General features: G+C 37.7%; 25 protein-coding genes. All 25 read left to right on the plus strand.

Annotated elements, in window-relative coordinates:
- Nucleotides 1–13 precede the first annotated feature (13 nt).
- The 25 genes from fabD to codY all read left to right on the plus strand — a co-directional run bounded on the left by fabD (nt 14) and on the right by codY (nt 24,852).
- Nucleotides 14–958, plus strand: a complete 945-nt coding sequence (gene fabD, locus AC0IXC_RS12605) for an ACP S-malonyltransferase (RefSeq protein WP_002190506.1) — start codon at nt 14–16, stop codon at nt 956–958.
- Nucleotides 958–1,698 carry a 3-oxoacyl-[acyl-carrier-protein] reductase gene (gene fabG, locus AC0IXC_RS12610; protein WP_002014514.1) on the plus strand — a complete coding sequence of 247 codons (741 nt, stop codon included), beginning with the start codon at nt 958–960 and terminating at the stop codon, nt 1,696–1,698. The genes fabD and fabG overlap by 1 nt, the downstream gene beginning before the upstream one ends.
- A 69-nt stretch (nt 1,699–1,767) precedes the next feature.
- A complete protein-coding gene (gene acpP / locus AC0IXC_RS12615) occupies nt 1,768–2,001 on the plus strand; it encodes an acyl carrier protein (RefSeq protein ID WP_002014515.1) in 234 nt (77 codons plus the stop codon).
- 58 nt (nt 2,002–2,059) lie between these two features.
- A complete protein-coding gene (gene rncS / locus AC0IXC_RS12620) occupies nt 2,060–2,797 on the plus strand; it encodes a ribonuclease III (RefSeq protein WP_002033792.1) in 738 nt (245 codons plus the stop codon).
- 148 nt (nt 2,798–2,945) lie between these two features.
- Entirely contained in the window at nt 2,946–6,515 is a 3,570-nt protein-coding gene (smc, locus tag AC0IXC_RS12625) for a chromosome segregation protein SMC (RefSeq protein ID WP_215588456.1), read from the plus strand.
- Between the two features lie 14 nt (nt 6,516–6,529).
- A complete protein-coding gene (ftsY, locus tag AC0IXC_RS12630; protein ID WP_002088200.1) occupies nt 6,530–7,519 on the plus strand; it encodes a signal recognition particle-docking protein FtsY in 990 nt (329 codons plus the stop codon).
- A 132-nt stretch (nt 7,520–7,651) separates the two neighbouring features.
- Entirely contained in the window at nt 7,652–7,984 is a 333-nt protein-coding gene (locus AC0IXC_RS12635; protein ID WP_002033794.1) for a putative DNA-binding protein, read from the plus strand.
- A 12-nt stretch (nt 7,985–7,996) separates the two neighbouring features.
- Nucleotides 7,997–9,346, plus strand: a complete 1,350-nt coding sequence (gene ffh, locus AC0IXC_RS12640) for a signal recognition particle protein (RefSeq protein ID WP_002014519.1) — start codon at nt 7,997–7,999, stop codon at nt 9,344–9,346.
- 100 nt (nt 9,347–9,446) lie between these two features.
- On the plus strand, nt 9,447–9,719 hold the full coding sequence (gene rpsP, locus AC0IXC_RS12645; protein ID WP_000268750.1) for a 30S ribosomal protein S16: 273 nt from the start codon (nt 9,447–9,449) through the stop codon (nt 9,717–9,719).
- Nucleotides 9,720–9,733: 14 nt separating this feature from the next.
- Entirely contained in the window at nt 9,734–9,961 is a 228-nt protein-coding gene (locus tag AC0IXC_RS12650; RefSeq protein ID WP_002088196.1) for a KH domain-containing protein, read from the plus strand.
- Between the two features lie 121 nt (nt 9,962–10,082).
- Nucleotides 10,083–10,598 (plus strand): ribosome maturation factor RimM, encoded by a 516-nt coding sequence (gene rimM, locus AC0IXC_RS12655; protein WP_002014521.1) that lies wholly within the window; start codon nt 10,083–10,085, stop codon nt 10,596–10,598.
- Nucleotides 10,598–11,332 carry a tRNA (guanosine(37)-N1)-methyltransferase TrmD gene (trmD, locus tag AC0IXC_RS12660; RefSeq protein ID WP_002014522.1) on the plus strand — a complete coding sequence of 245 codons (735 nt, stop codon included), beginning with the start codon at nt 10,598–10,600 and terminating at the stop codon, nt 11,330–11,332. Before rimM ends, trmD begins: the two co-directional genes overlap by 1 nt.
- Before the next feature lie 146 nt (nt 11,333–11,478).
- Entirely contained in the window at nt 11,479–11,823 is a 345-nt protein-coding gene (gene rplS / locus AC0IXC_RS12665) for a 50S ribosomal protein L19 (protein ID WP_002014524.1), read from the plus strand.
- A 100-nt stretch (nt 11,824–11,923) separates the two neighbouring features.
- Nucleotides 11,924–12,475, plus strand: a complete 552-nt coding sequence (gene lepB, locus AC0IXC_RS12670; protein WP_002066791.1) for a signal peptidase I — start codon at nt 11,924–11,926, stop codon at nt 12,473–12,475.
- A 20-nt stretch (nt 12,476–12,495) separates the two neighbouring features.
- Nucleotides 12,496–13,386: a ribosome biogenesis GTPase YlqF gene (gene ylqF / locus AC0IXC_RS12675; RefSeq protein ID WP_002014526.1), complete on the plus strand. Its 891-nt coding sequence runs from the start codon at nt 12,496–12,498 to the stop codon at nt 13,384–13,386.
- 55 nt (nt 13,387–13,441) lie between these two features.
- Complete coding sequence (locus tag AC0IXC_RS12680) at nt 13,442–14,215, plus strand: ribonuclease HII (RefSeq protein WP_002014527.1); 774 nt, start codon at nt 13,442–13,444, stop codon at nt 14,213–14,215.
- 193 nt (nt 14,216–14,408) lie between these two features.
- Nucleotides 14,409–15,569: an ADP-forming succinate--CoA ligase subunit beta gene (sucC, locus tag AC0IXC_RS12685; protein WP_002014529.1), complete on the plus strand. Its 1,161-nt coding sequence runs from the start codon at nt 14,409–14,411 to the stop codon at nt 15,567–15,569.
- A gap of 19 nt (nt 15,570–15,588) precedes the next feature.
- Nucleotides 15,589–16,491 carry a succinate--CoA ligase subunit alpha gene (gene sucD, locus AC0IXC_RS12690; RefSeq protein ID WP_002033796.1) on the plus strand — a complete coding sequence of 301 codons (903 nt, stop codon included), beginning with the start codon at nt 15,589–15,591 and terminating at the stop codon, nt 16,489–16,491.
- A gap of 88 nt (nt 16,492–16,579) precedes the next feature.
- Nucleotides 16,580–17,449, plus strand: a complete 870-nt coding sequence (gene dprA / locus AC0IXC_RS12695; RefSeq protein ID WP_002014531.1) for a DNA-processing protein DprA — start codon at nt 16,580–16,582, stop codon at nt 17,447–17,449.
- A 144-nt stretch (nt 17,450–17,593) separates the two neighbouring features.
- Nucleotides 17,594–19,672: a type I DNA topoisomerase gene (gene topA, locus AC0IXC_RS12700; protein WP_002088184.1), complete on the plus strand. Its 2,079-nt coding sequence runs from the start codon at nt 17,594–17,596 to the stop codon at nt 19,670–19,672.
- 48 nt (nt 19,673–19,720) lie between these two features.
- The gene (gene trmFO / locus AC0IXC_RS12705) at nt 19,721–21,025 is read left to right on the plus strand and encodes an FADH(2)-oxidizing methylenetetrahydrofolate--tRNA-(uracil(54)-C(5))-methyltransferase TrmFO (RefSeq protein ID WP_159147015.1); all 1,305 of its coding nucleotides are present in this window, start codon (nt 19,721–19,723) and stop codon (nt 21,023–21,025) included.
- Between the two features lie 71 nt (nt 21,026–21,096).
- Complete coding sequence (gene xerC / locus AC0IXC_RS12710; protein WP_471652944.1) at nt 21,097–21,996, plus strand: tyrosine recombinase XerC; 900 nt, start codon at nt 21,097–21,099, stop codon at nt 21,994–21,996.
- Between the two features lie 42 nt (nt 21,997–22,038).
- Entirely contained in the window at nt 22,039–22,581 is a 543-nt protein-coding gene (hslV, locus tag AC0IXC_RS12715; protein ID WP_002014538.1) for an ATP-dependent protease proteolytic subunit HslV, read from the plus strand.
- A 22-nt stretch (nt 22,582–22,603) separates the two neighbouring features.
- Nucleotides 22,604–23,995 carry an ATP-dependent protease ATPase subunit HslU gene (gene hslU, locus AC0IXC_RS12720; RefSeq protein WP_002014539.1) on the plus strand — a complete coding sequence of 464 codons (1,392 nt, stop codon included), beginning with the start codon at nt 22,604–22,606 and terminating at the stop codon, nt 23,993–23,995.
- Nucleotides 23,996–24,072: 77 nt separating this feature from the next.
- Nucleotides 24,073–24,852 (plus strand): GTP-sensing pleiotropic transcriptional regulator CodY, encoded by a 780-nt coding sequence (codY, locus tag AC0IXC_RS12725; RefSeq protein WP_002014541.1) that lies wholly within the window; start codon nt 24,073–24,075, stop codon nt 24,850–24,852.
- The last annotated feature ends 211 nt before the right edge of the window (nt 24,853–25,063 follow it).

Here is a 25,063-nt window from a genome sequence, read left to right on the forward strand (position 1 = left end):
AGGAGGATTTGAAATGGGAAAAATAGCATTTCTTTTTCCGGGCCAAGGTTCACAGGCAGTTGGAATGGGTAGACAATTAGCGGAGAATAATAAAGAGGTTGCGAAAGTGTTTGCAAAAGCGGATGAGGTTTTGCATGATTCTCTTTCAGAAGTTATTTTTGAAGGACCGCAAGAAAAGTTAACATTAACGACAAATGCGCAGCCGGCACTATTAACAACGAGCTTTGCAATTTTAACAGCTTTGAAGGAGTATGATATTACACCTGATTTTGTCGCAGGACATAGTTTAGGTGAATATAGCGCTCTTGTAGCTGCTGGTGCATTAACATTCGAAGACGCTGTATATGCTGTAAGGAAACGCGGGGAATATATGGAAGAAGCTGTTCCAGGCGGGGAAGGTGCAATGGCAGCTATTTTAGGTGCGGATCCGGATATGCTGAAACGAGTTACAGAAGAAGTAACAAGTGAAGGATATGCAGTACAAATTGCTAATATGAATAGTACGAAGCAAATTGTTATTTCTGGAACAAAGCAAGGAGTAGAACTTGCTTCTCAAAGAGCGAAAGAAAATGGTGCTAAAAGAGCAATTCCGCTCAAAGTAAGTGGACCGTTTCATTCCTCGCTTATGAAACCAGCTGCTGAGAAATTCCAAAGTGTTTTAAATGAAATTACAATTCAAGACACGAATATTCCTGTTATTGCAAATGTTACGGCAGATGTTATTACGCGTGGTACAGATATTCAAGCAAAGCTAATTGAACAGCTCTATTCGCCTGTATTATGGTACCCATCTATTGAGTATATGGTGAATCAAGGGGTAGATACATTTATTGAAATCGGACCTGGAAAAGTACTTGCTGGTCTTATGAAGTCGATTGATTCTTCAGTGAAAGCATATGCGGTATATGATGAAGAGACATTAAGAGATACCATTTCAAATTTGAGAGGAGAAAGCTGATGTTAAAAGGGAAAGTAGCATTAGTAACTGGTGCTTCACGTGGGATTGGTCGTGCGATTGCTATTGATTTAGCGAAACAAGGGGCAAATGTTGTAGTAAATTATGCTGGTAATGAGCAAAAGGCGAATGAAGTAGTTGATGAAATAAAGAAATTAGGTTCAGATGCCATTGCAGTAAGAGCAGATGTTGCAAATGCTGATGATGTTACTGCAATGGTGAAACAAACTGTAGATACGTTTGGACAAGTTGATATTCTTGTAAATAACGCTGGTGTAACAAAAGATAATTTATTAATGCGTATGAAAGAAGAAGAATGGGATACAGTTATTAATACAAACTTAAAAGGTGTTTTCTTATGTACGAAAGCAGTATCGCGCTATATGATGCGTCAACGTCATGGACGTATTATTAATATCGCTTCTGTTGTTGGTGTAACAGGAAACCCAGGACAAGCAAATTATGTTGCTGCTAAAGCTGGTGTAATTGGATTAACAAAAACATCAGCAAAAGAATTAGCGAGCCGAAATATTACTGTAAATGCAATTGCTCCAGGTTTTATTGCAACTGATATGACGGATGTATTAGATGAAAATATAAAAGCCGAAATGTTAAAATTAATTCCTGCAGCTCAGTTTGGAGAAGCACAAGATATCGCAAATACTGTAACGTTTTTTGCTTCTGATCAAAGTAAATATGTTACAGGTCAAACGTTAAATGTTGATGGCGGTATGGTAATGTAATAAAAGAATCGATTTCACCTAGTTTTTTTGGACAATATTTTATATAATATTTGAGGGGAGGTGAATAGAATGGCAGATGTTTTAGAGCGTGTAACCAAAATTGTCGTTGATCGTTTAGGAGTAGAAGAAACTGAAGTAGTACCAGCTGCAAGCTTCAAAGAAGATTTAGGCGCAGACTCCCTAGATGTAGTAGAACTTGTAATGCAATTAGAAGATGAATTCGAAATGGAAATTTCTGATGAAGATGCTGAAAAGATTGCTACTGTTGGCGATGCTGTGACTTACATAGAGAGTCATCTATAATGCTTAAGTGAAGTCCCGTTTTTTAACGGGGCTTCTCGGCTTATATCTGGAGGGACCTATGCCGTACCGAAAACATAGAGAAAAAAAATACGAAGCAAAATATCGTGAAGCTTTTAAAGTATTTCAAGAAGAGATAGGTATTACGTTTACAGATGAAAAATTATTGATTCAAGCGTTTACGCATTCATCGTATGTGAATGAGCATCGAAAAAAACCGCATGAGGACAATGAGCGTCTTGAGTTTCTTGGCGATGCTGTATTGGAACTCACTGTATCACAGTATCTGTTTCAAAAATATCCGACAATGAGCGAAGGAGAGTTAACAAAACTACGTGCAGCTATTGTATGTGAGCCATCTCTTGTTCGTTTTGCAAACGAAATGTCATTTGGTAGCCTTGTTTTATTAGGGAAAGGTGAGGAAATGACGGGTGGACGTGAACGACCAGCTTTATTAGCGGATGTCTTTGAAGCGTTTATTGGTGCCCTTTATCTTGATCAAGGGCTAGAAACAGTTTGGGGTTACTTAAAAGAAGTTGTATATCCAAAAATTAATGAAGGTGCTTTTTCTCATGTGATGGATTATAAGAGTCAATTGCAAGAATTGATTCAGCGTGATGGTAGTGGCAATGTTGAGTATCAAATTTTGCAAGAAAAAGGACCGGCCCATAACCGAGAATTTGTGTCCCGTGTAACTTTAAATAATGAGGCATTAGGTCTTGGAAGTGGTAAGTCAAAAAAAGAGGCAGAGCAACAAGCTGCTGCAGAAGCATTGAAAAAATTAAAAGAACAATCATGAGGAATCCCCCTTTGAATGAGGGGGATTCCTTATGCATAGAATGAAACTTTCCTTTTATTTATAAATAAAAGGAGTGGGAAATCCGTATAGTAGTTTGTTTTCGTACAGACAACGTTTACAACAACGGAGAATAGGAGGAAGGCCTTTCGTGTTTTTAAAAAGATTAGAAATAGCAGGATTTAAGTCTTTTGCTGAGCGTGTATCTGTCGATTTTGTTCCAGGTGTAACTTCTGTAGTAGGACCTAACGGGAGCGGGAAAAGTAATATTACTGATGCAATTCGCTGGGTACTTGGTGAACAATCTGCAAAGTCATTACGCGGTGCAAAGATGGAGGATATTATTTTTGCCGGCAGTGATACGAGAAGAGCGGTTAATGTTGCTGAAGTTACATTAACTTTAAATAATGAAGACCAACGCTTACCGATTGAGTATAACGAGGTGTGTGTAACGCGTCGTGTATCTCGTTCGGGTGATAGTGATTTTTATATTAATAAACAATCTTGTAGATTAAAAGATATTATTGATTTATTTATGGACTCTGGTATGGGAAGGGAAGCTTTTTCGATTATTAGCCAGGGGAAAGTCGAAGAGATTTTGAGTAGTAAATCAGAAGAACGTCGTGGTGTATTTGAAGAAGCTGCGGGTGTGCTGAAATATAAACTTCGTAAAAAGAAAGCTGAAGGGAAATTGGCGGAAACACAAGAAAACTTAAATCGTGTACAAGATATTATTCACGAATTAAGTAGTCAAGTAGAACCACTAGAAAGACAAGCTTCTATTGCGAAAGATTATCTTGAGAAAAAAGAAGAATTAGAGAAAGTAGAAGCTGCGCTTATTGTACATGAAATTGAAGAATTACATGAAAAGTGGGAAGCGCTTCGAAATCAATTTGGGCATAATAAAGATGAAGAAGCTAAAATGTCGGCGAACTTACAAAAAAGTGAAGAAGAGCTTGAGGAATTACGCGGGCAATTACAAGCCGTTGATGAATCTGTAAATTCCTTACAAGAAGTTCTACTTCTGTCTAGTAAAGAACTAGAAAAACTAGAAGGGCAACGCGAGCTGTTAAAGGAAAGAAAGCAAAATGCAACGACACATTGTGCGCAGCTTGAAAAGCTAATTGTTGAGTTAACAGAGAAAACTACAAGTTATGATGGCGAAATTGAAACAAGTACAGAAGCTTTAATGCAATTTGTGAATCAAGTAAAAGAATTGGAGAAGAAATTGCATGATAACGAGCAATTACTTGCGACTTTTGCTGAGAATTTAGAGGAACAAATTGAGAATTTAAAAGGTGACTATATTGAACTTTTAAATCAACAAGCAAGTCTTCGTAATGAATTATCTATGATTGAAGAACAATCAAAACAGCAAAACTCTAAAAACGAACGACTTGATGAAGAAAATGAAAAGTATGTACAGATGCGTGTGGAAATTACAGCGAAAAAGGCGAAACTTGTAGACAGTTATGAGCAAGCGAGAGAGAAAATAGCTGGCATTATTTCTAACATACAGAAGACAGAAACGGCACTTGGGAAATGTAAGTCACAGTATAGTGAAAATGAAACGAAACTGTATCAAGCGTATCAATTTGTGCAACAGGCGCGCTCTCGTAAAGAAATGTTAGAAGAGATGCAAGAGGACTACTCTGGCTTCTATCAAGGGGTACGTGAAGTATTAAAGGCTAGAGAAAATAGACTACAAGGTATTGAGGGAGCTGTTGCAGAACTTCTGACTGTGCCGAAAGAATATGAAATCGCAATGGAAATCGCCCTTGGGGCAGCGATGCAACATATCGTAGTACAAACAGAAGAGCATGCTCGTAATGCAATTGCATTTTTAAAGCAAAATAAACATGGCCGTGCAACGTTTTTACCTCAAGCTGTTATTAAAAGCCGATCGCTATCATTTGATCAATTACGCATTGTGAATCAGCATCCATCGTTTGTCGGTGTAGCGGCAGAACTTGTGCAGTACAATAATAAATATGAGAATGTAGTTTCAAGTTTATTAGGTACAGTTGTTGTTGCGAAAGATTTACGCGGAGCAAATGAGTTAGCGAAACAACTGCAATACCGCTATCGTATTGTAACACTCGAAGGTGACGTAGTGAACCCGGGTGGTTCTATGACGGGTGGAGCTGTAAAACAGGCGAAATCCTCTTTATTGGGACGTCAACGTGAACTTGAAGAGTGGACTAAAAAACTAACTGACATGGAAGAAAAAACAACAAAGCTAGAAAACTTTGTTAAAGCAGTAAAGCAAGAGATTCAAGAAAAAGAAGTACAAATACGAGAGCTACGCCAAGGTGTAGAGACCGAACGTGTAGATGAACAGAAGCTAAGAGAAGAAATTAATCGTTTAGAATTAGATGAACATCGTATTAATGATCGTTTATCGATTTACGATTTAGAGATTGAAGGATTTTTACAAGATCAAGTAAAAATGCAAGGGCGCAAAGAAGAGTTAGAAAAGATTTTAGCAACTCTTCAAGTTGAGATTGGGGAATTAGATAGCAAAATCGTCGTTTTAACGAAACAAAAAAGTGAACAATATTCTTCAAAAGAAAAAGTTCAGAAGGAAATGACGGAGCTAAAAGTACAATCTGCTGAACAACAACAACGTTTGTCTAATCAAAAAGAAAAAGTCGAACGTTTGACGAAGGAAAAGGAAGAGACTGATGCGACGCTTGTAAAAACGAAAGAAGATTTAGCGTTCTTAAAGCAAGAGATGACATCTAATTCAAGTGGCGAAGAACAAATTACGAATATGATTGAGAAGAAAGCGTATGATCGTAATCAAACTTCGGAGTTAATTCGTTCTCGTCGTGAACAACGCGTATCATTGCAAGAAAGAGTCGAGCATTTAGAGCGCGGTGTGAAAGAAACAATAGGTAAACATAAATATATTCTTGAGATGCTGAAAGATCAAGAAGTGAAAATTAACCGACTTGATGTAGAGCTGGAAAATAGATTGCAACATTTACGTGAAACATATACTATTTCATTTGAAGCAGCAAAACTTAAGTATACAATGATGATGCCTGCAGAAGATGCACGTAAAAAGGTGAAACTAATTAAACTATCCATTGAAGAGTTAGGCGCAGTAAATTTAGGGGCAATTGATGAATATGAACGTGTAGCAGAGCGCCATACATTCTTATTAGAGCAAAGAGATGACCTAGAAGAAGCGAAATCGACATTGCATCAACTTATTACGGAAATGGATGAAGAGATGAAAAAACGCTTTTCTACTACGTTCGAAGGGATTCGAACAGAGTTTCAATCTGTATTCTCTGAATTATTCGGAGGTGGAAGAGCGGATTTAGTAATGACAAACCCAGAAGATTTACTAAATACGGGTATTGATATTGTAGCGCAACCACCAGGGAAGAAACTACAAAATTTAGGTTTACTTTCAGGGGGAGAGCGTGCTTTAACGGCAATTGCGCTCTTATTTGGTATTTTAAAAGTACGCCCAGTTCCATTCTGTGTTCTAGATGAAGTGGAAGCAGCTCTTGATGAGGCAAACGTTGCTCGTTTTGCGCAGTATTTAAAGAAATTTAGTGATGAAACGCAGTTTATTGTAATTACACACCGAAAAGGTACAATGGAAGAGTCTGATGTATTGTACGGTGTAACAATGCAAGAATCAGGGGTGTCGAAGCTTGTTTCTGTTCGTTTAGATGATGGCGAAGAACTTGTTGCAAGTAGATAGGAAGGATGGGAAGTATGAGCTTTTTAAAAAAATTAAAAGAAAAAATTTCAAAACAAACGGATACGGTAACAGAGAAGTTTAAACAAGGATTAGAAAAAACGAGAAATTCATTTGCTGATAAAGTAAATGACTTAGTGTACCGTTACCGCAAAATAGACGAAGATTTCTTTGAAGAATTAGAAGAAATTTTAATTAGTGCGGATGTCGGAGTTTCGACAGTGATGGAATTAATTGATCAGTTGAAAGAAGAAGTGCAACGTCGTAACATTCAAGATCCGAAAGAAGTACAGGCTGTTATTTCTGAAAAGCTAGTGGGCATTTACAAAGGTGACAGCGATTTTAGTAATGAAGTTAATATACAAGAGGATCAATTAACAGTAGTTTTATTTGTTGGTGTGAATGGTGTGGGGAAAACGACGACGATTGGTAAGCTTGCACATAAATTTAAATCAGAAGGTAAGTCTGTCCTATTGGCGGCAGGAGATACATTCCGTGCTGGGGCGATTGAGCAATTAGAAGTATGGGGCGATCGTGTTGGTGTAGAAGTAATTAAACAAGGGTCAGGATCTGATCCAGCGGCTGTTATGTATGATGCTGTACAAGCGGCAAAGGCCCGTAAAGTGGATGTATTGCTATGTGATACAGCGGGACGCTTACAAAATAAAGTAAACTTAATGAATGAGTTAGAGAAAGTGAAGCGCGTAATTGAGCGTGAAGTACCAGGGGCTCCTCATGAAGTATTACTTGTTATTGATGCAACAACAGGGCAAAATGGTTTAAGCCAAGCGAAAACATTCCGTGAAGCCACGAATGTTACTGGTATTGTTTTAACGAAGTTAGATGGAACTGCTAAAGGTGGTATCGTCTTAGCGATTCGTAACGAAATGGATGTTCCGGTGAAATTTGTTGGGCTAGGAGAGCAAATGGATGATCTGCAACAGTTTGATCCAGAACAATATGTTTATGGTTTGTTTGCGAACGTAGTAGAAACAGAAGAAGTGTAAGTGAAAGAAGCGGTATTTCCGCTTCTTTTTTTATAAAAATATGTGATGTTAAGAAAAAAACTTGACACTCTTTTATACTCCATGTAAACTAAGTCATGTAAAGGGAAATCACTTAACAAAGGATGATCCAACATGCTCGAGAAAACAACGAGAATGAACTATTTATTTGATTTTTATCAATCGTTGTTAACGCAAAAACAAAGAAGTTATATGTCGCTTTATTATCTAGATGATTTATCTCTTGGTGAAATTGCGGAAGAATTTGATGTAAGTCGCCAAGCCGTGTATGATAACATTAAACGGACTGAAGCGATGCTTGAAGAATATGAAGATAAATTAGTATTACTTCAAAAGTTTCAAGAGCGACAGCGACTTGTTGCAAAGCTAAAACAGCTACTCAGCGAAGAAGAGCATGTGAATGAAGAAATGAAACAAGTTGTTGAAGCTATCGAAAAATTAGATTAGGAGGGCGGCAATATGGCATTTGAAGGATTAGCCGACCGACTTCAACAGACAATGCAAAAAATCCGCGGCAAAGGAAAAGTTTCTGAAGCCGATGTAAAAGAAATGATGAGAGAAGTTCGTCTAGCTCTTTTAGAAGCGGATGTTAACTTTAAAGTAGTAAAAGATTTTATAAAGCGTGTGTCTGAGCGTGCTGTCGGACAAGATGTAATGAAAAGTTTGACACCTGGACAACAAGTAATTAAAATCGTACAGGAAGAACTTACAGAACTTATGGGCGGAGAGCAAAGCAAAATTGCTGTTGCTAATAAGCCACCTACTGTTATAATGATGGTTGGTCTGCAAGGTGCGGGTAAAACAACGACGACAGGTAAGCTTGCAAATTTGCTTCGTAAAAAGCATAATCGTAAACCGATGCTTGTTGCAGCGGATATTTACCGTCCAGCAGCGATTAAACAGCTTGAAACATTAGGGAAGCAATTGGACATGCCTGTTTTCTCCTTAGGAGATCAAGTAAGTCCGGTTGAAATTGCGAAACAAGCGATTGCGAAAGCAAAAGAAGATCATCACGATTACGTTTTAATCGATACAGCGGGTCGCCTGCATATTGATGAAGAACTAATGGGTGAATTAGCAAAAGTCAAAGAAGTTGCGAAACCGGATGAAATTTTCCTTGTTGTCGATGCGATGACAGGACAAGACGCGGTAAATGTAGCACAAAGTTTCCATGAACAGTTAGGATTAACAGGTGTTGTATTAACGAAATTAGATGGTGATACGCGCGGTGGTGCGGCATTATCTATTAAGGCTGTAACAAACACACCAATTAAATTCGCTGGTATGGGTGAAAAACTAGATGCAATTGAAGCGTTCCATCCAGAACGTATGGCATCCCGTATTTTAGGGATGGGCGACGTCTTAACATTAATTGAAAAAGCGCAAGCTACAGTTGATGAAGAGAAAGCAAAAGAACTTGAGCAAAAAATGCGTACGCTTTCGTTTACGCTTGACGATTTCCTAGAACAACTTGGACAAGTGCGTCAACTTGGACCGCTTGACGAATTGTTAGGAATGCTTCCTGGTGCAAATAAAATTAAAGGGCTGAAAAATGCACAAGTTGATGAAAAACAAATTGGGCATATTGAGGCAATTATTCGTTCTATGACTAAAGTAGAACGAGAACAACCGGAAATAATCAATGCTAGTCGTAAAAAGCGCATTGCCAAAGGTAGCGGTACAACGGTACAAGAAATCAATCGTCTAATCAAGCAATTTGATGATATGAAAAAAATGATGAAGACGATGACGGGAATGCAAAAAGGTAAGAAAAAAGGACTAGGTGGATTGAAGTTTCCATTCATGTAAGGAAAAAAGATGGCTCTGTTAAGAAAAAATACTTTACAAAGCAATAGTCTTTTTGCTAATATAATTATCTGTGTGAAATAAATTCGGAGGTGCTTTATAAATGGCAGTTAAAATTCGTTTAAAACGTATGGGAGCTAAAAAAACTCCTTTCTATCGTGTAGTTGTTGCAGATTCTCGTTCTCCTCGTGACGGACGTTTCATTGAGGAAATCGGTACTTACAATCCGGTTGCTCAACCAGCGGAAGTTAAGATCAACGAAGAAGCAGCATTAAAATGGTTAGGAAATGGTGCTAAACCATCTGATACAGTTCGTAACCTTTTCTCTAACCAAGGTATCATGGAGAAATTCCACTTATCTAAACAAGGTAAGTAATTGAGGCAATGACAATGAAAATGTTAGTCGAGACAATTGTTAAACCTCTTGTGGATCATCCTGGAGATGTAAAAGTTACACAGGAACTTTGCAACGGAGAAATAAAGTATCGATTAACTGTACATCCTGAGGATGTTGGAAAAGTCATTGGAAAGCAAGGGAAAGTTGCGAAAGCGATTAGAATGCTCTTGTATTCAGTGGGACATCATAATGATGAGAACGTCACACTGGAAATTCAATAAACGTAAAAAGGGCGAGGAGTTATTTCCTCTCCCTTTTTTAACATTTAAAGAGAAATTGCATGTTCCATATATAAAATGGAAATGCTTAATTTATATAGAAACCAGGGGTGACATACTATTTATGACAAAATGGTTTAATGTAGGGAAAATTGTAAATACTCATGGCGTAAAAGGAGAAATTCGTGTTATTTCTCGTACTGATTTTCCAGAAGAGCGATATAAAGTAGGGAACACGTTATACATATGGGATGAGAAAGGTACAGACTATCTTACAGTGAAGGTAACTTCTCATCGTCAACATAAGACATTTGATTTATTAACACTTGAAGGATACAACAATGTAGATGAAGTAGAGAAGTTAAAAGGTTCTTTAATAAAAGTACCAGAAGAGCAGTTAGGCGAACTAGCTGAAGGTGAATACTACTACCATGAAATTATTGGTTGCAACGTTGTAACGGAAGAAGGAGAAGCGTTAGGGACAATCAAAGAGATTTTATCTCCTGGTGCGAATGACGTTTGGGTGATTAAACGTCCAAAGGGTCAAGATTTGTTGATTCCTTATATTGATGACGTTGTACTTCAAGTTAACATTGAAAATAAATTAGTAACCATTCATGTAATGGAAGGGCTACTATAATGAAAATTGACATTTTAACATTGTTTCCAGATATGTTTACGGGTGTATTTGGTTCTTCAATTTTAAAGAAAGCACAAGAAAAAGAAGCGGTAGAGCTTCGTGTTGTCAATTTTCGTGAGTATACAACTAGTAAGCATAATAGTGTAGATGATTATCCGTATGGTGGGGGCGCTGGTATGGTATTAACCCCACAGCCTATCTTTGACGCAGTAGAAGAGTTAACGAAGGAAACAGACCGTAAGCCGAGAATCGTCTTAATGTGTCCACAAGGAGAGCGTTTCACGCAGAAGAAGGCAGAAGAGCTTGCTGGAGAAGAGCATGTTATTTTTGTATGTGGCCATTATGAAGGATACGATGAACGAATTCGTGAGCATCTTGTAACAGATGAGATTTCTATTGGGGATTACGTATTAACGGGTGGGGAATTGGCTTCTATGGTAGTCACTGACAGTGTTGTACGTCTTTTGCCAGGAGTGCTTGGGAATCAAACGTCACAAGTGGAAGACTCTTTTAGCACAGGTTTGTTAGAACACCCACATTATACACGTCCTGCTGATTTTCGTGGTATGAAGGTACCGGATGTACTAATGTCAGGAAATCATAAAAACATTGATGAATGGCGCCATAAAGAGTCACTACGTCGTACGTACACACGTAGACCGGATTTGCTGGAAGAACGAGAATTATCTAAGCAAGAAGAGAAATGGCTGGAACAGATTAAAGAAGACCGATAAGGGCTTGATATATTTTCTATTGCAACAGTCCTAGCAATATGCTATTATAACATTTGTGCTACTGAAATCAGTAGCCGTATTAACGATGTTCCGCTGTAATTTAATAAGACTTTATAAGAGCATCTGTTTAAAGGAGAGAATTTAATATGCAACAATTAATCACAGAAATCACAAAAGGCCAATTGAAAACTGACCTTCCTTCATTCCGTCCTGGAGACACTTTACGTGTACACGTAAAAGTAGTTGAGGGAACTCGTGAAAGAATTCAGCTTTTCGAAGGTGTTGTAATTAAACGTCGTGGTGGCGGAATCAGTGAAACATTCACAGTTCGTAAGATTTCTTACGGTGTAGGTGTTGAGCGTACATTCCCAGTTCACACGCCAAGAATCGCGAACATCGAAGTACTTCGCCGTGGTAAAGTACGTCGTGCTAAGTTATACTACTTACGTAACCTTCGCGGTAAAAAAGCACGTATTAAAGAAATTCGATAAGACATGTATGGGAGCTTGTAAATACACAAGCTCCCTTTTTCCAATCTATATGAAATTTTGGTATAATACGAGCAGCTTACATAACAGTGGAGGGGAAAGCATGAAGAAAGAGAAGAGCTCACTTTGGGAATGGATCAAAGCAATTTTGATTGCTGTTGTATTAGCGGGCGTAATTAGACAGTTTTTCTTTGCCCCAATTCTCGTAGACGGTGTATCGATGTCGCCGACTTTACATGACCGTGATCGAATGATTGTTAATAAAATTGGCTATCACATAGGTGATCCGAAACGCTTTGATATTATTGTATTCCGAGCGACGGAAGAAAAAGATTATATTAAGCGTATTATTGGCCTGCCAGGCGACGAAATCGAATACCGTAATGATAAACTATATGTTAACGGGAAACCTTATGAGGAGCCGTATTTAGATAAGCAGAAAAAACAACTTGCTGACGGACCGCTTACATATGATTTTACTCTTGAAGAAATGACAGGAAAGAAAACTGTTCCAGAAGGTCAATTATTTGTTTTAGGCGATAATCGTCGTTTTAGTAAAGATAGCCGTTCGATTGGTACAATTTCAATGGACCAAGTGATTGGTAAAGCAAATATGCTATATTGGCCGTTAAAAGATGCGCGTATTGTGAAATAAAAGAAAAAGAAGGTGGCAACATGGTAATTCAATGGTTCCCAGGACATATGGCAAAGGCTAGACGCCAAGTAACAGAAAAATTAAAGTTAATTGATGTTGTAATTGAGCTTGTAGATGCTCGATTACCTTTATCTTCTCGTAATCCAATGATTGATGAAATTATTACACATAAACCAAGGCTTGTTGTTTTAAATAAAGCGGATATGGCGGATGATCGTCTTACAAAGCAGTGGATTGCATATTTTGATGAAAGAGGTCAAAAGGCAATTTCAATTAATGCGCAAGCTGGACAAGGTATGAAAGAAATTGCAGCAGCTTGTAAAGTTCTTGTCAAAGAAAAATTCGATAAAATGGTTGCTAAAGGCATTAGACCAAGAGCAATTCGTGCTTTAATTGTAGGTATTCCAAACGTTGGTAAATCTACACTAATTAATAAATTAGCGAAGAAGAATATAGCAAAAACAGGAGATCGTCCTGGTGTGACAACGGCCCAGCAGTGGATTAAAGTTGGGAAAGAAATGGAATTATTAGATACACCAGGTATTTTGTGGCCTAAATTTGAAGATGAATTAGTTGGTCTTCGTTTAGCGACGACTGGTGCAATTAAAGATTCTATATTAAATCTACAGGATGTAGCTATTTATGCGTTACGTTTTATGGAAAAACATTATCCGGAACGTTTAAAAGAGCGATATAATTTAAATGACATTCCAGAAGAAATTGTGGAGTTATTTGATGCAATTGGAAAAAATAGAGGTTGCTTAATGGGCGGCGGAATGATTGATTATGATAAAACATCTGAGCTTATACTTCGTGAGCTTCGTGGTGGAAGATTAGGAAAAATGACATTTGAAACACCAGAAGAGTTTGCAGAGCAGGTAGAAGATGCGGAAAAAGTAGAAGAAGTATAAGACGTGCGTTTGTACGTCTTTTCTTTTTGGTTACGTTTAAAAGGAGTGTAAATAGATGCAAAAAATGACTATTCATGAAGCGGAATGTTTGCTGCAAGAAATTATGAATGAAGAAGACGAGCGTTTTCAAATGTTAGTGAAAGATGAGCGAAAAGGTGTTCAAAAACTAATTTTGAAGTGGTATAAACAAAAAGAGTTAGCGCAAAAAGAAAGAGAAAAATTTCTAGAAATGTCAAAGTACGAAAATGAGTTACGTGAAAAAGGGCTCACATACATTGCTGGTATTGATGAAGTGGGTCGTGGGCCGTTAGCAGGACCGGTTGTGACGGCGGCAGTCGTCCTTCCGGAAGATTTTTATATTCCAGGATTAAATGACTCGAAAAAATTAAGTGAAGCGAAACGTGAGCGTTTTTATGATGAAATTAAAGAGCATGCAATTGCGATTGGAGTTGGAATTATATCACCACAAGTTATTGATGAAATAAATATTTATCAAGCGACGAAGCAAGCGATGTTAGATGCCGTTGCTAATTTATCATGTACACCAGAATATTTATTAATCGATGCGATGAAGCTTCCTACATCAATTCCGCAAACATCAATCATTAAAGGTGATGCGAAAAGTGTCTCTATTTCAGCTGCATCTATTATTGCGAAAGTGACGAGAGATCGCATGATGAAAGAGTTAGGAGGAAAGTATCCTGCATATGGATTCGAACAACATATGGGATATGGGACGAAACAGCATTTAGAAGCGATTGAAGTACATGGAGTATTAGAAGAACATCGAAAATCATTCGCGCCAATTAAAGATATGATTCAAAAATAAGCTGTATATTCACAGCTTATTTTTTATTTTGGTATATAAACATTATTATTTTCGAAAAAGAATAAAGCGATTTCAGTTTTCTGACACTTTATTGTAGACAGCGTGCCAATCATCTTATACAATGGCAATGTAATGTTTTTTAAACATTAAAAAACTTTTCGAGTAAAACAGGAAAACAGGGGAGGATGGGACCATGAATATCCATGAGTACCAAGGTAAGGCAGTCCTTAGAAGCTATGGGGTTAGCGTTCCGAACGGGAAGGTTGCATTTACAGTAGAAGAAGCTGTAGAAGCAGCGAAAGAATTAGGAACGGAAGTATGTGTAGTTAAAGCGCAAATTCACGCTGGTGGACGCGGCAAAGCTGGCGGTGTAAAAGTTGCGAAAAATTTAGAAGAAGTTCGTACATATGCAGAAAGCATTTTAGGAACTACACTTGTGACGCATCAAACAGGTCCTGAAGGTAAGGAAGTAAAACGCTTACTTATCGAAGAAGGTTGCGATATTAAAAAAGAATATTATGTAGGTCTTGTATTAGATCGTGCAACTTCTCAAGTTGTTTTAATGGCATCTGAAGAAGGTGGAACAGAAATTGAAGAAGTAGCAGAAAAAACGCCTGAAAAGATCTTTAAAGAATATATTGATCCAGCAGTAGGTTTACAAGGTTTCCAAGCGCGTAGAATCGCGTTTAACATCAATATTCCAAAAGAACTTGTAGGACAAGCTGTGAAGTTTATGATGGGCTTATACAGTGCGTTTATCGAAAAAGATTGCTCTATCGCTGAGATTAATCCACTTGTTACAACAGGTGACGGTAAAGTTATGGCGTTAGATGCAAAATTAAACTTTGATTCTAATGCGTTATATCGCAATAAAGACATTTTAGAACTTCGTGATCTTGAAGAAGAAGATTCAAAAGAAATTGAAGCTTCTAAATATGATTTAAACTACATTCCTTTAGATGGAAATATCGGTTGTATGGTTAATGGTGCAGGTTTAGCAATGGCTACAATGGATATCATTAAACATTACCATGGTGACCCGGCTAACTTCTTAGATGTTGGTGGCGGCGCAACAGCTGAAAAAGTTACAGAAGCATTCAAAATTATCCTTTCTGACAAAAATGTAAAGGGTATCTTCGTTAACATTTTTGGTGGCATTATGAAGTGTGATGTTATCGCAGAAGGTGTTATTGAAGCGACGAAGCAGGTAGGTCTTGAGTTGCCTTTAGTTGTACGTCTTGAAGGTACAAACGTAGAGCTAGGAAAGAAAATTTTAAATGAGTCTGGTTTAAATATTGTTGCAGCAGAATCTATGGCAGACGGTGCACAAAAAATTGTTTCACTAGTGGGCTAATAGAAAGCGGGGGAGAAAAATGAGCGTATTAGTTAATAAAGATACAAAAGTTATTGTTCAAGGTATTACAGGTTCTCAAGGGTTATTCCATACAAAGCAAATGATTGAATACGGTACGAAAATTGTAGGTGGTGTAACACCAGGTAAAGGTGGCACTGATATTGAAGGCGTACCAGTATTTGATACAGTAGAAGATGCTGTGAAAGCAACAGGCGCAAACGCTTCAGTTGTATACGTTCCACCCGCTTTTGCGGCTGATGCAATTATGGAAGCTGTTGATGCAAAGGTTGATTTAGTAGTATGTATTACTGAAGGAATCCCTGTATTAGATATGGTAAATGTAAAGAGATATATGGCGGGTAAACATACACGTTTACTTGGACCAAACTGCCCTGGTGTCATTACACCTGACGAATGTAAAATTGGTATTATGCCAGGGTATATTCACAAAAAAGGTCATGTTGGTATCGTATCTCGCTCTGGTACATTAACGTATGAAGCTGTACATCAGTTAACGCAAGAAGGTATTGGTCAATCTACTGCTGTAGGTATCGGGGGAGACCCTGTTAACGGTACGGACTTTATTGATGCGTTAAAAGCATTTAATGAAGATGAAGAAACGCATGCTGTAATTATGATTGGTGAAATCGGCGGTACGGCAGAAGAAGAAGCAGCAGAATGGGTACAAGCTAATATGACAAAACCAGTTGTAGGCTTCATTGGTGGTCAAACAGCGCCTGAAGGCAAACGTATGGGTCATGCTGGGGCGATCATTTCTGGCGGCAAAGGAACTGCTGCTGAAAAGATTAAAACAATGGAAGCTTGTGGTATTAAAGTAGCGGAAACACCAGCTGTTATGGGTGAAACATTAATCTCTGTTTTAAAAGAAAAGGGATTATTTGAGACTTGTAAAAACTACTAATCTTTTTGAAAGACACCTTCTTATTAGAGGGTGTCTTTTTACACATTTTTTGTTTACATAATAAAAATTATGGGTAAGGAGAATTGAGATGAAAAGAGAACGTTTATTGCACCTTCATTACATGTTGGCGGATCATTGGAAGGCGATGGAGAGACTACTATATGTTGATCCAGAACTGAAGGGAATATACACTTTTAGTCCGAAACAATTTGAATATTACGCTGGAATATCCTCGAAAAAATCTTTAGAACTAGTAAATTTTCTTCAAATTTCAAATCTCCAACAATATGTATCCCAGTTAGAAAAAAAGAGAATATTTTATATAACAATATGGGATAAGGACTATCCACAATTACTGCGAGAAATACAAGATCCCCCTTTTGTTTTATACGGAAAAGGAGAAAGAGATTTTCTAAATAAAGTAAATAAATTAGCGATTGTTGGAACGAGAGAACCGTCTTTATATGGAAAGGAGAGTATGAAGTTTATTTTACAACCTTTACTTGAAAAAGAATGGCTTATTGTTAGTGGGTTTGCAAGAGGGATAGATACAATTGCTCATGAAGTTACAGTAAGGCAGCATTGCCCGACCATTGCAATATTAGGACATGGATTATCTTATATGTATCCAAAGGAGAATAGAGGTTTATATGACACGTGGAAAGATTATATATTGTTATTGACAGAGTATCCGCCCCATTATGTGCCGAAAAAATGGTATTTCCCAAAAAGAAATCGAATTATTAGCGGTATAAGTAAAGGTGTTTTAGTTGTAGAAGCAAAAACGAGAAGTGGATCCCTTATTACTGCAGACCTTGCGCTAGAACAAAATAGAGAGGTGTTTGCGCTTCCTGGACCTATATTTATAGAGAGTGCAGCGGGAACGAATCATCTAATTCAACAAGGCGCAAAGCTAGTAAGAAATGCGGAGGATATCCTTGAAGAAATTTTAAATTAACCATATATTTTTATGTTTTTATTAAACAATTATTGACAAATGGTAGATTGTCGCTGTATGGTATATTCATTCTTGATTGACAAAAACAAGAGAAATCAATAAGATTGATGAAGACTTGAATCCACCTCTTAAGGAGGCACTAGCATGTCAGATTACCTCGTAATCGTGGAGTCGCCTTCTAAGGCGAAGACCATTGAAAAATATTTAGGGAAAAAATACAAAGTCGTCGCGTCCATGGGACATGTCCGCGATTTACCTAAAAGCCAAATGGGGATAGAAGTAAAGAATAACTTCACCCCGAAGTATATTACCATTCGTGGTAAGGGTCCCGTTTTAAAAGATTTAAAATCAGCGGCAAAAAAAGCAAAGAAAGTCTATCTCGCGGCCGATCCGGATCGTGAAGGAGAAGCAATTGCTTGGCATTTAGCAAATACGTTAAATGTGGACGTTGAATCAGATTGCCGAGTTGTATTTAATGAGATTACAAAAGATGCAATAAAAGAATCATTTAAATATCCTCGTGCAATTAATATGGATTTAGTAGATGCACAACAGGCAAGGCGTATACTCGATCGTCTTGTTGGTTACAATATTAGTCCTTTATTATGGAAGAAAGTAAAAAAAGGATTAAGTGCAGGACGCGTACAATCTGTAGCAGTTCGTTTAATCATCGAACGTGAAAAAGAAATTCAAAGTTTTGAACCTGAAGAATTCTGGACAATTAAAACAGAATTTGTGAAAGGGAAAGACACATTTGAAGCAAGCTTTTACGGTGTAGATGGTGAAAAAGTTCAATTAACGAACGAAGCACAAGTGAACGAAATAATCGAAAAGATGAAAGACAATGCGTTTTCGGTTGAAAATGTAACGCGAAAAGAGCGAAAGCGTAACCCTGCATTACCGTTTACAACATCTTCCTTGCAACAAGAGGCAGCGCGTAAGTTAAATATGCGAGCAAAGAAAACAATGATGCTTGCACAGCAGCTGTATGAAGGGATAGATCTTGGAAAACAAGGGACTGTAGGTCTTATTACGTATATGAGAACTGATTCAACACGTATCTCAGAAACAGCTCAAACAGAGGCTCGTGATTACATTACTGAGGCGTTTGGTGCGGAATACATAGGAACAGAGAAGAGGAAAGAAACGAAAAAGTCGAAAGCACAAGATGCGCATGAGGCGATTCGTCCTACTTCGGTAATGAGAAAGCCAGAGGAACTAAAAAGTTTCTTAAGTCGTGATCAACTCCGTTTGTATAAACTGATTTGGGAGCGATTTGTTGCAAGTCAAATGGCATCTGCTATAATGGATACTGTTACAGCGAAACTCATTAATAACAATGTTCAGTTCCGTGCAAGTGGATCAGTTGTAAAGTTCCCAGGATTTATGAAAGTGTACGTAGAGTCGAAAGATGATGGTGCGGAAGAAAAGGATAAGATGTTGCCACCGTTAGAAGTAGGTGAAACTGTATTTTCAAAAGATATAGAACCAAAGCAACATTACACACAGCCTCCGCCGCGTTACACAGAGGCTCGTCTAGTAAGAACACTTGAAGAGCTTGGAATTGGGAGACCGTCTACTTATGTACCGACACTTGAAACAATCCAAAAACGAGGATACGTTGCTTTAGATAATAAACGCTTCGTTCCGACTGAGCTTGGTGGAATAGTAATCGAACTTATTTTAGAGTTTTTCCCAGAAATTATTAACATTGAATTTACTGCCAATATGGAGCAAAGCCTTGATGAAGTAGAAGAAGGAAATGCAAATTGGGTGAAAATTGTTGATGATTTCTACGTAGGATTTGAACCGCGCTTAGAAAAAGCGGAAAAAGAAATGCGTGAAGTGGAAATTAAAGATGAACCAGCTGGGGAAGACTGTGAATTATGTAGTCACCCGATGGTCTTTAAAATGGGTAAATATGGGAAGTTTATGGCTTGTTCAAATTTCCCGGAATGTCGTAATACAAAACCGATTGTAAAAGAAATCGGTGTTACTTGTCCGAAGTGTGATAAAGGGCAAATTATTGAACGCCGTAGTAATAAAAAGAAACGCCTTTTCTACGGATGCGGTACGTATCCAGAATGTGACTTTGTATCTTGGGATAAGCCGATTGGTCGTAAATGTCCGAAGTGTGAAGGTATGCTCGTAGAGAAAAAGTTAAAAAAAGGCGTGCAAGTACAATGTATTTCGTGTGATTATGAAGAAGAACAACAAATGTGAGCGTAACTGCTCACATTTTTTTCGGGAAGAAAAGGAAAGGTGATATATATGACAACACAAGTAGTAAACGTCATTGGCGCAGGTCTTGCAGGAAGCGAAGCAGCTTACCAAATTGCAAAGCGTGGTGTCCAAGTAAAATTATATGAAATGAGACCAGTAAGGCAAACACCAGCTCATCATACAGATAAATTTGCTGAATTAGTATGTAGTAACTCACTTCGCGCAAACACATTGACAAATGCTGTTGGTGTTATTAAAGAAGAAATGCGTCTAATGGATTCTGTCATTATTCGTGCAGCTGATGAGTGCTCTGTACCAGCAGGAGGTGCTTTAGCTGTAGACCGTCATGAATTCGCGGCGAAAGTGACTGAATATGTGAAAAATCATCCGAACGTAACTGTAATGAATGAGGAAATCACTGAAATTCCAGAGGGACCAACTGTTATCGCGACAGGTCCACTTACGTCTCCGGATCTTTCTGCACAATTAAAAAAACTAACAGGTGAAGATTATTTTTATTTCTATGATGCTGCAGCGCCAATCGTTGAGAAAGACAGCATTGACATGAATAAAGTATATTTAAAATCCCGTTATGATAAAGGTGAAGCGGCATATTTAAACTGTCCAATGACAGAAGAAGAGTTTGATCGTTTTTATGAGGCTTTAATTGCTGCTGAGACAGTGCCTTTAAAAGAATTTGAAAAAGAAATTTTCTTTGAAGGTTGTATGCCAGTAGAAGTTATGGCAAGTAGAGGAAGACAGACGTTAGTATTTGGACCGATGAAGCCTGTTGGGTTAGAAGATCCGAAAACAGGGAAAACACCGTATGCGGTTGTTCAATTACGTCAAGATGATGCAGCAGGAACATTATATAATATTGTAGGCTTCCAAACACATTTAAAGTGGGGGCCACAAAAAGAAGTGTTACAGCTAATTCCAGGACTAGAAAACGCAGAGATTGTACGTTATGGTGTAATGCATCGTAATACGTTTATTAATTCGCCTAATTTACTTCGTCCAACATATCAATATAAACAACGTGATGATTTATTCTTCGCTGGTCAAATGACTGGTGTAGAGGGTTATGTTGAATCAGCAGCATCAGGATTATTAGCGGGTATTAACGCTGCTCGACTTGTAAAAGGTGAAGAGCCAGTTGTATTACCACCTGTAACTGCAATGGGAAGTATGGCAAATTATATTACTGCGACAAATGCGAAAAACTTCCAGCCAATGAATGCAAACTTCGGTTTATTTACACCGTTAGAGAAGAAAATTAAAAAGAAACAAGAGCGAAATGAAGCATATGCTACACGCGCTTTGGAAATAATTCAAAATTTTGTAAATATTTAATTAAATTTCTTGCAAAGGCTACTAAGTTGTGATACGATTTAGTAGCCTTTATTGAGGTGAATTATATGGATGTGAATGTGAAGAAATTGTTACAATTATTCGTTGGATATTTACAAATTGAAAGAAATTATTCAAAATATACAATTGCAAGTTATCAAAATGATTTAGAACATTTTGTGCAATTTATGGAGCGAGAAGGCATATCCTCTTTTTTAGATGTTACATACGCGGATGTTCGTTTATACTTGACGACGTTGCACGATCAGAAGTTAGCCCGTAAATCTGTCGCAAGGAAAGTATCAAGCTTACGAAGTTTATATCGTTTTTTGATGCGTGAAGGTTATCAAAAAGATAATCCGTTTGCACTTGCGTCACTTCCCAAGAAAGAATTGTCAATCCCAAAGTTTTTATATGCTGAAGAGTTAGAGGGATTGTTTGAAGTTTCTGATACAGGGGCACCATTAGGTCAAAGGAATCAAGCTTTATTAGAGTTGATGTATGCAACTGGGATTCGTGTAAGCGAATGCGTTAATTTGCAACTTACCGACATTGACTTTGCAGTGGGAACAATTTTAGTGATGGGAAAAGGGAAAAAACAAAGATATATTCCGTTCGGAAGCTATGCACAAGATGCTTTAATTACTTATATAGAGAACGGGAGAAAACAGTTAGCTCAAAAGTCTGAAGAACAATCTCATATGGTATTTTTAAATGCGAAAGGTAAGCCGTTAACAGATCAGGGTGTACGTTATGTTTTGAACGAACTCATTAAGAAAGCTTCACTTACAATGCGGATAAGTCCCCATATGTTAAGGCATACATTTGCTACACATATGTTGGATGAAGGAGCGGATTTACGTACTGTGCAGGAGTTATTAGGTCATGAGAATTTGTCAACCACACAAATTTATACGCATGTCTCTAAAGAAAGATTGCGTTCTGTGTACATGAAGCATCACCCGCGGGCATAAATTGCTTTTAAGGCTATAAAAACATATAAAGGAGTTTTTTCTATGGGAAATTTCCACGCTACAACGATATTTGCAGTTCATCATAATGGAGAATGTGCAATGGCTGGAGATGGTCAGGTAACGATGGGAAATGCTGTTGTAATGAAACATACAGCTCGCAAAGTTCGCAAACTTTTCCAAGGGAAAGTTTTAGCTGGTTTTGCAGGATCAGTTGCTGATGCATTTACTCTTTTTGAAATGTTTGAAGGAAAATTAGAAGAGTATAATGGCAACTTGCAGCGCGCTGCAGTTGAGATGGCGAAACAATGGCGTGGTGATAAAATGCTACGTCAGCTAGAAGCAATGCTCATTGTCATGGATAAAACAACGATGCTCCTTGTTTCAGGTACAGGAGAAGTGATTGAACCAGATGATGGTATTTTAGCAATTGGTTCAGGCGGACATTATGCACTTGCTGCTGGTCGTGCTTTAAAGCAACATGCAAGTGAACATTTAACAGCGAAACAAATTGCGAAGGCCAGTTTAGAAATTGCAGGCGATATTTGTGTTTATACGAACCACAACATAATTGTTGAAGAATTGTAGAATCGTAAGGGAGGCATTTTATATGCATTTACATTTTACTCCGCGTCAAATTGTGGAAAAATTAGATCAATACATCATCGGTCAAAAAGATGCAAAGAAAGCGGTTGCTGTAGCTCTACGAAATCGATACCGTCGCAGTAAATTAGTTGAAAATTTACGTGATGAAATTGCACCTAAAAACATTTTAATGATTGGACCGACAGGTGTTGGTAAAACAGAGGTAGCACGGCGAATGGCGAAACTCGTTGGAGCACCTTTTATTAAGGTTGAAGCGACGAAATTTACAGAAGTTGGATATGTGGGTCGAGATGTAGAGTCGATGGTCCGTGACCTTGTTGAAACGTCTGTTCGCATTGTGAAAGAGGAAATGGTAGTTAAAGTTCAAGATAAAGCAGAAGAGCAAGCGAATCAACGTCTTGTTGAAATTTTAGTGCCGAGTCCGGAGAAGCAATCTGGATTTAAAAATCCATTAGAAATGCTTTTTGGTGGTAATCAAAATTCAAACCAAACATCTGATGCACAGGAAGATGATGAAATCGAAAAGAAACGTCAAGATGTGGAAAGAAAGCTTGCGGCAGGCCTTCTTGAAGATGAAGTGATATCAATCGAAGTGACGGAACAACAGTCTTCTATGTTTGATATGTTGCAAGGAACTGGCATGGAACAAATGGGAATGAATTTCCAAGATGCACTAGGAAGTATCATGCCGAAAAAAACGAAAAAACGTAAACTTTCTGTAAAAGAAGCAAGAAAACTCTTGACAAATGAAGAGGCACAGCGCTTAATTGATATGGATGAAGTTACACAAGAGGCTGTTTATCGTGCTGAACAGCTCGGGATTATTTTTATCGATGAAATTGACAAAATTGCTGGTAAGCAGTCGAATAGCGTAGATGTATCGCGTGAAGGTGTGCAACGTGACATTTTACCGATTGTAGAAGGATCGAATGTAGCAACGAAATACGGATCAGTAAAAACCGATTATATTTTATTTGTTGCAGCTGGAGCGTTCCATATGTCTAAACCGTCGGATTTAATTCCGGAATTGCAAGGGAGATTTCCGATTCGAGTAGAATTAACAAAATTATCGGCGGATGATTTTGTTAAAATATTAATCGAGCCTGACAATGCGCTAATTAAACAGTACACGGCGTTATTAGCGACTGAAGGTATAGAAATTGAATTTTCAGACGAAGCTATTCGTAAGATTGCTGAGATTGCTTATCAAGTTAATCAGGATACAGATAATATTGGAGCGAGAAGACTTCATACTGTTATGGAGAAGCTCCTTGAAGATTTATCGTTTGAGGCATCTGAAATTACGTTAGAGAAAATAACGATAACACCTCAATATGTTGAGGAAAAATTAGCGACAATAGCTAAAAATAAAGATGTGAGCCAGTTTATTTTGTAATAGTGTCATCAGGTGACTCGCCCTAGTTTCCAAGTGATGAAAAAATATGTAAGTAACATGTAGGAGGAAATTTTGAAATGGAATTATTAGCAAAAACGAGAAAATTAAATGCGTTATTACAGAGCGCAGCAGGAAAGCCTGTAAACTTTAGAGAGATGTCTGACACAATGTGTGAAGTAATTGAAGCGAACGTGTTCGTTGTAAGTCGTCGCGGTAAATTATTAGGATATGCGATTCACCAACAAATCGAAAACGAACGTATGAAGCACATGCTTGCAGAGCGTCAATTCCCAGAAGAGTATACGCAAAGTTTATTCAATGTTACAGAAACATCTTCAAATTTAGGTGTGGATAGTGACTACACAGCATTCCCAGTAGAAAATAGAGAATTATTCGGTCAAGGTTTAACTACAATCGTACCAATCGTTGGTGGCGGTGAGCGTCTAGGTACACTAGTATTAGCTCGTCTTGGTCAAGAGTTCTTAGACGATGATTTAATTCTTGCTGAATACAGCTCAACTGTTGTAGGTATGGAAATCTTACGTGAAAAAGCAGAAGAAATCGAAGAGGAAGCACGTAGTAAAGCTGTTGTTCAAATGGCGATTAGCTCATTATCTTACAGTGAGTTAGAAGCAATCGAGCATATCTTCGAAGAATTAAATGGAACAGAAGGTTTACTTGTTGCAAGTAAAATTGCTGATCGCGTAGGAATTACTCGTTCGGTAATCGTAAATGCACTACGTAAATTAGAAAGTGCTGGTGTTATTGAGTCTCGCTCTTTAGGTATGAAAGGAACATACATTAAAGTGCTAAACGACAAGTTTCTACAGGAACTTGCTAAATTAAAAACAAACTAATTTATAAAAAAAACTCTCCTCGCTTGAGGAGAGTTTTTTGTTTTTTTAAGTGAATGATTTTGCTTACGTAAGGCGTCATGACAACATTCATTAGAAAACTATTAATTAACCTTCAATTCCTTGCTTAAAGGAATTGAAGGTTGGTAATACTAGGATTTGAGCGTGAAAAAAAGAAAGTTTTACATTGTTCGCATTTTCGACTTGATTGTAA

It is taken from the genome of Bacillus sp. AC266, assembly GCF_979253805.1.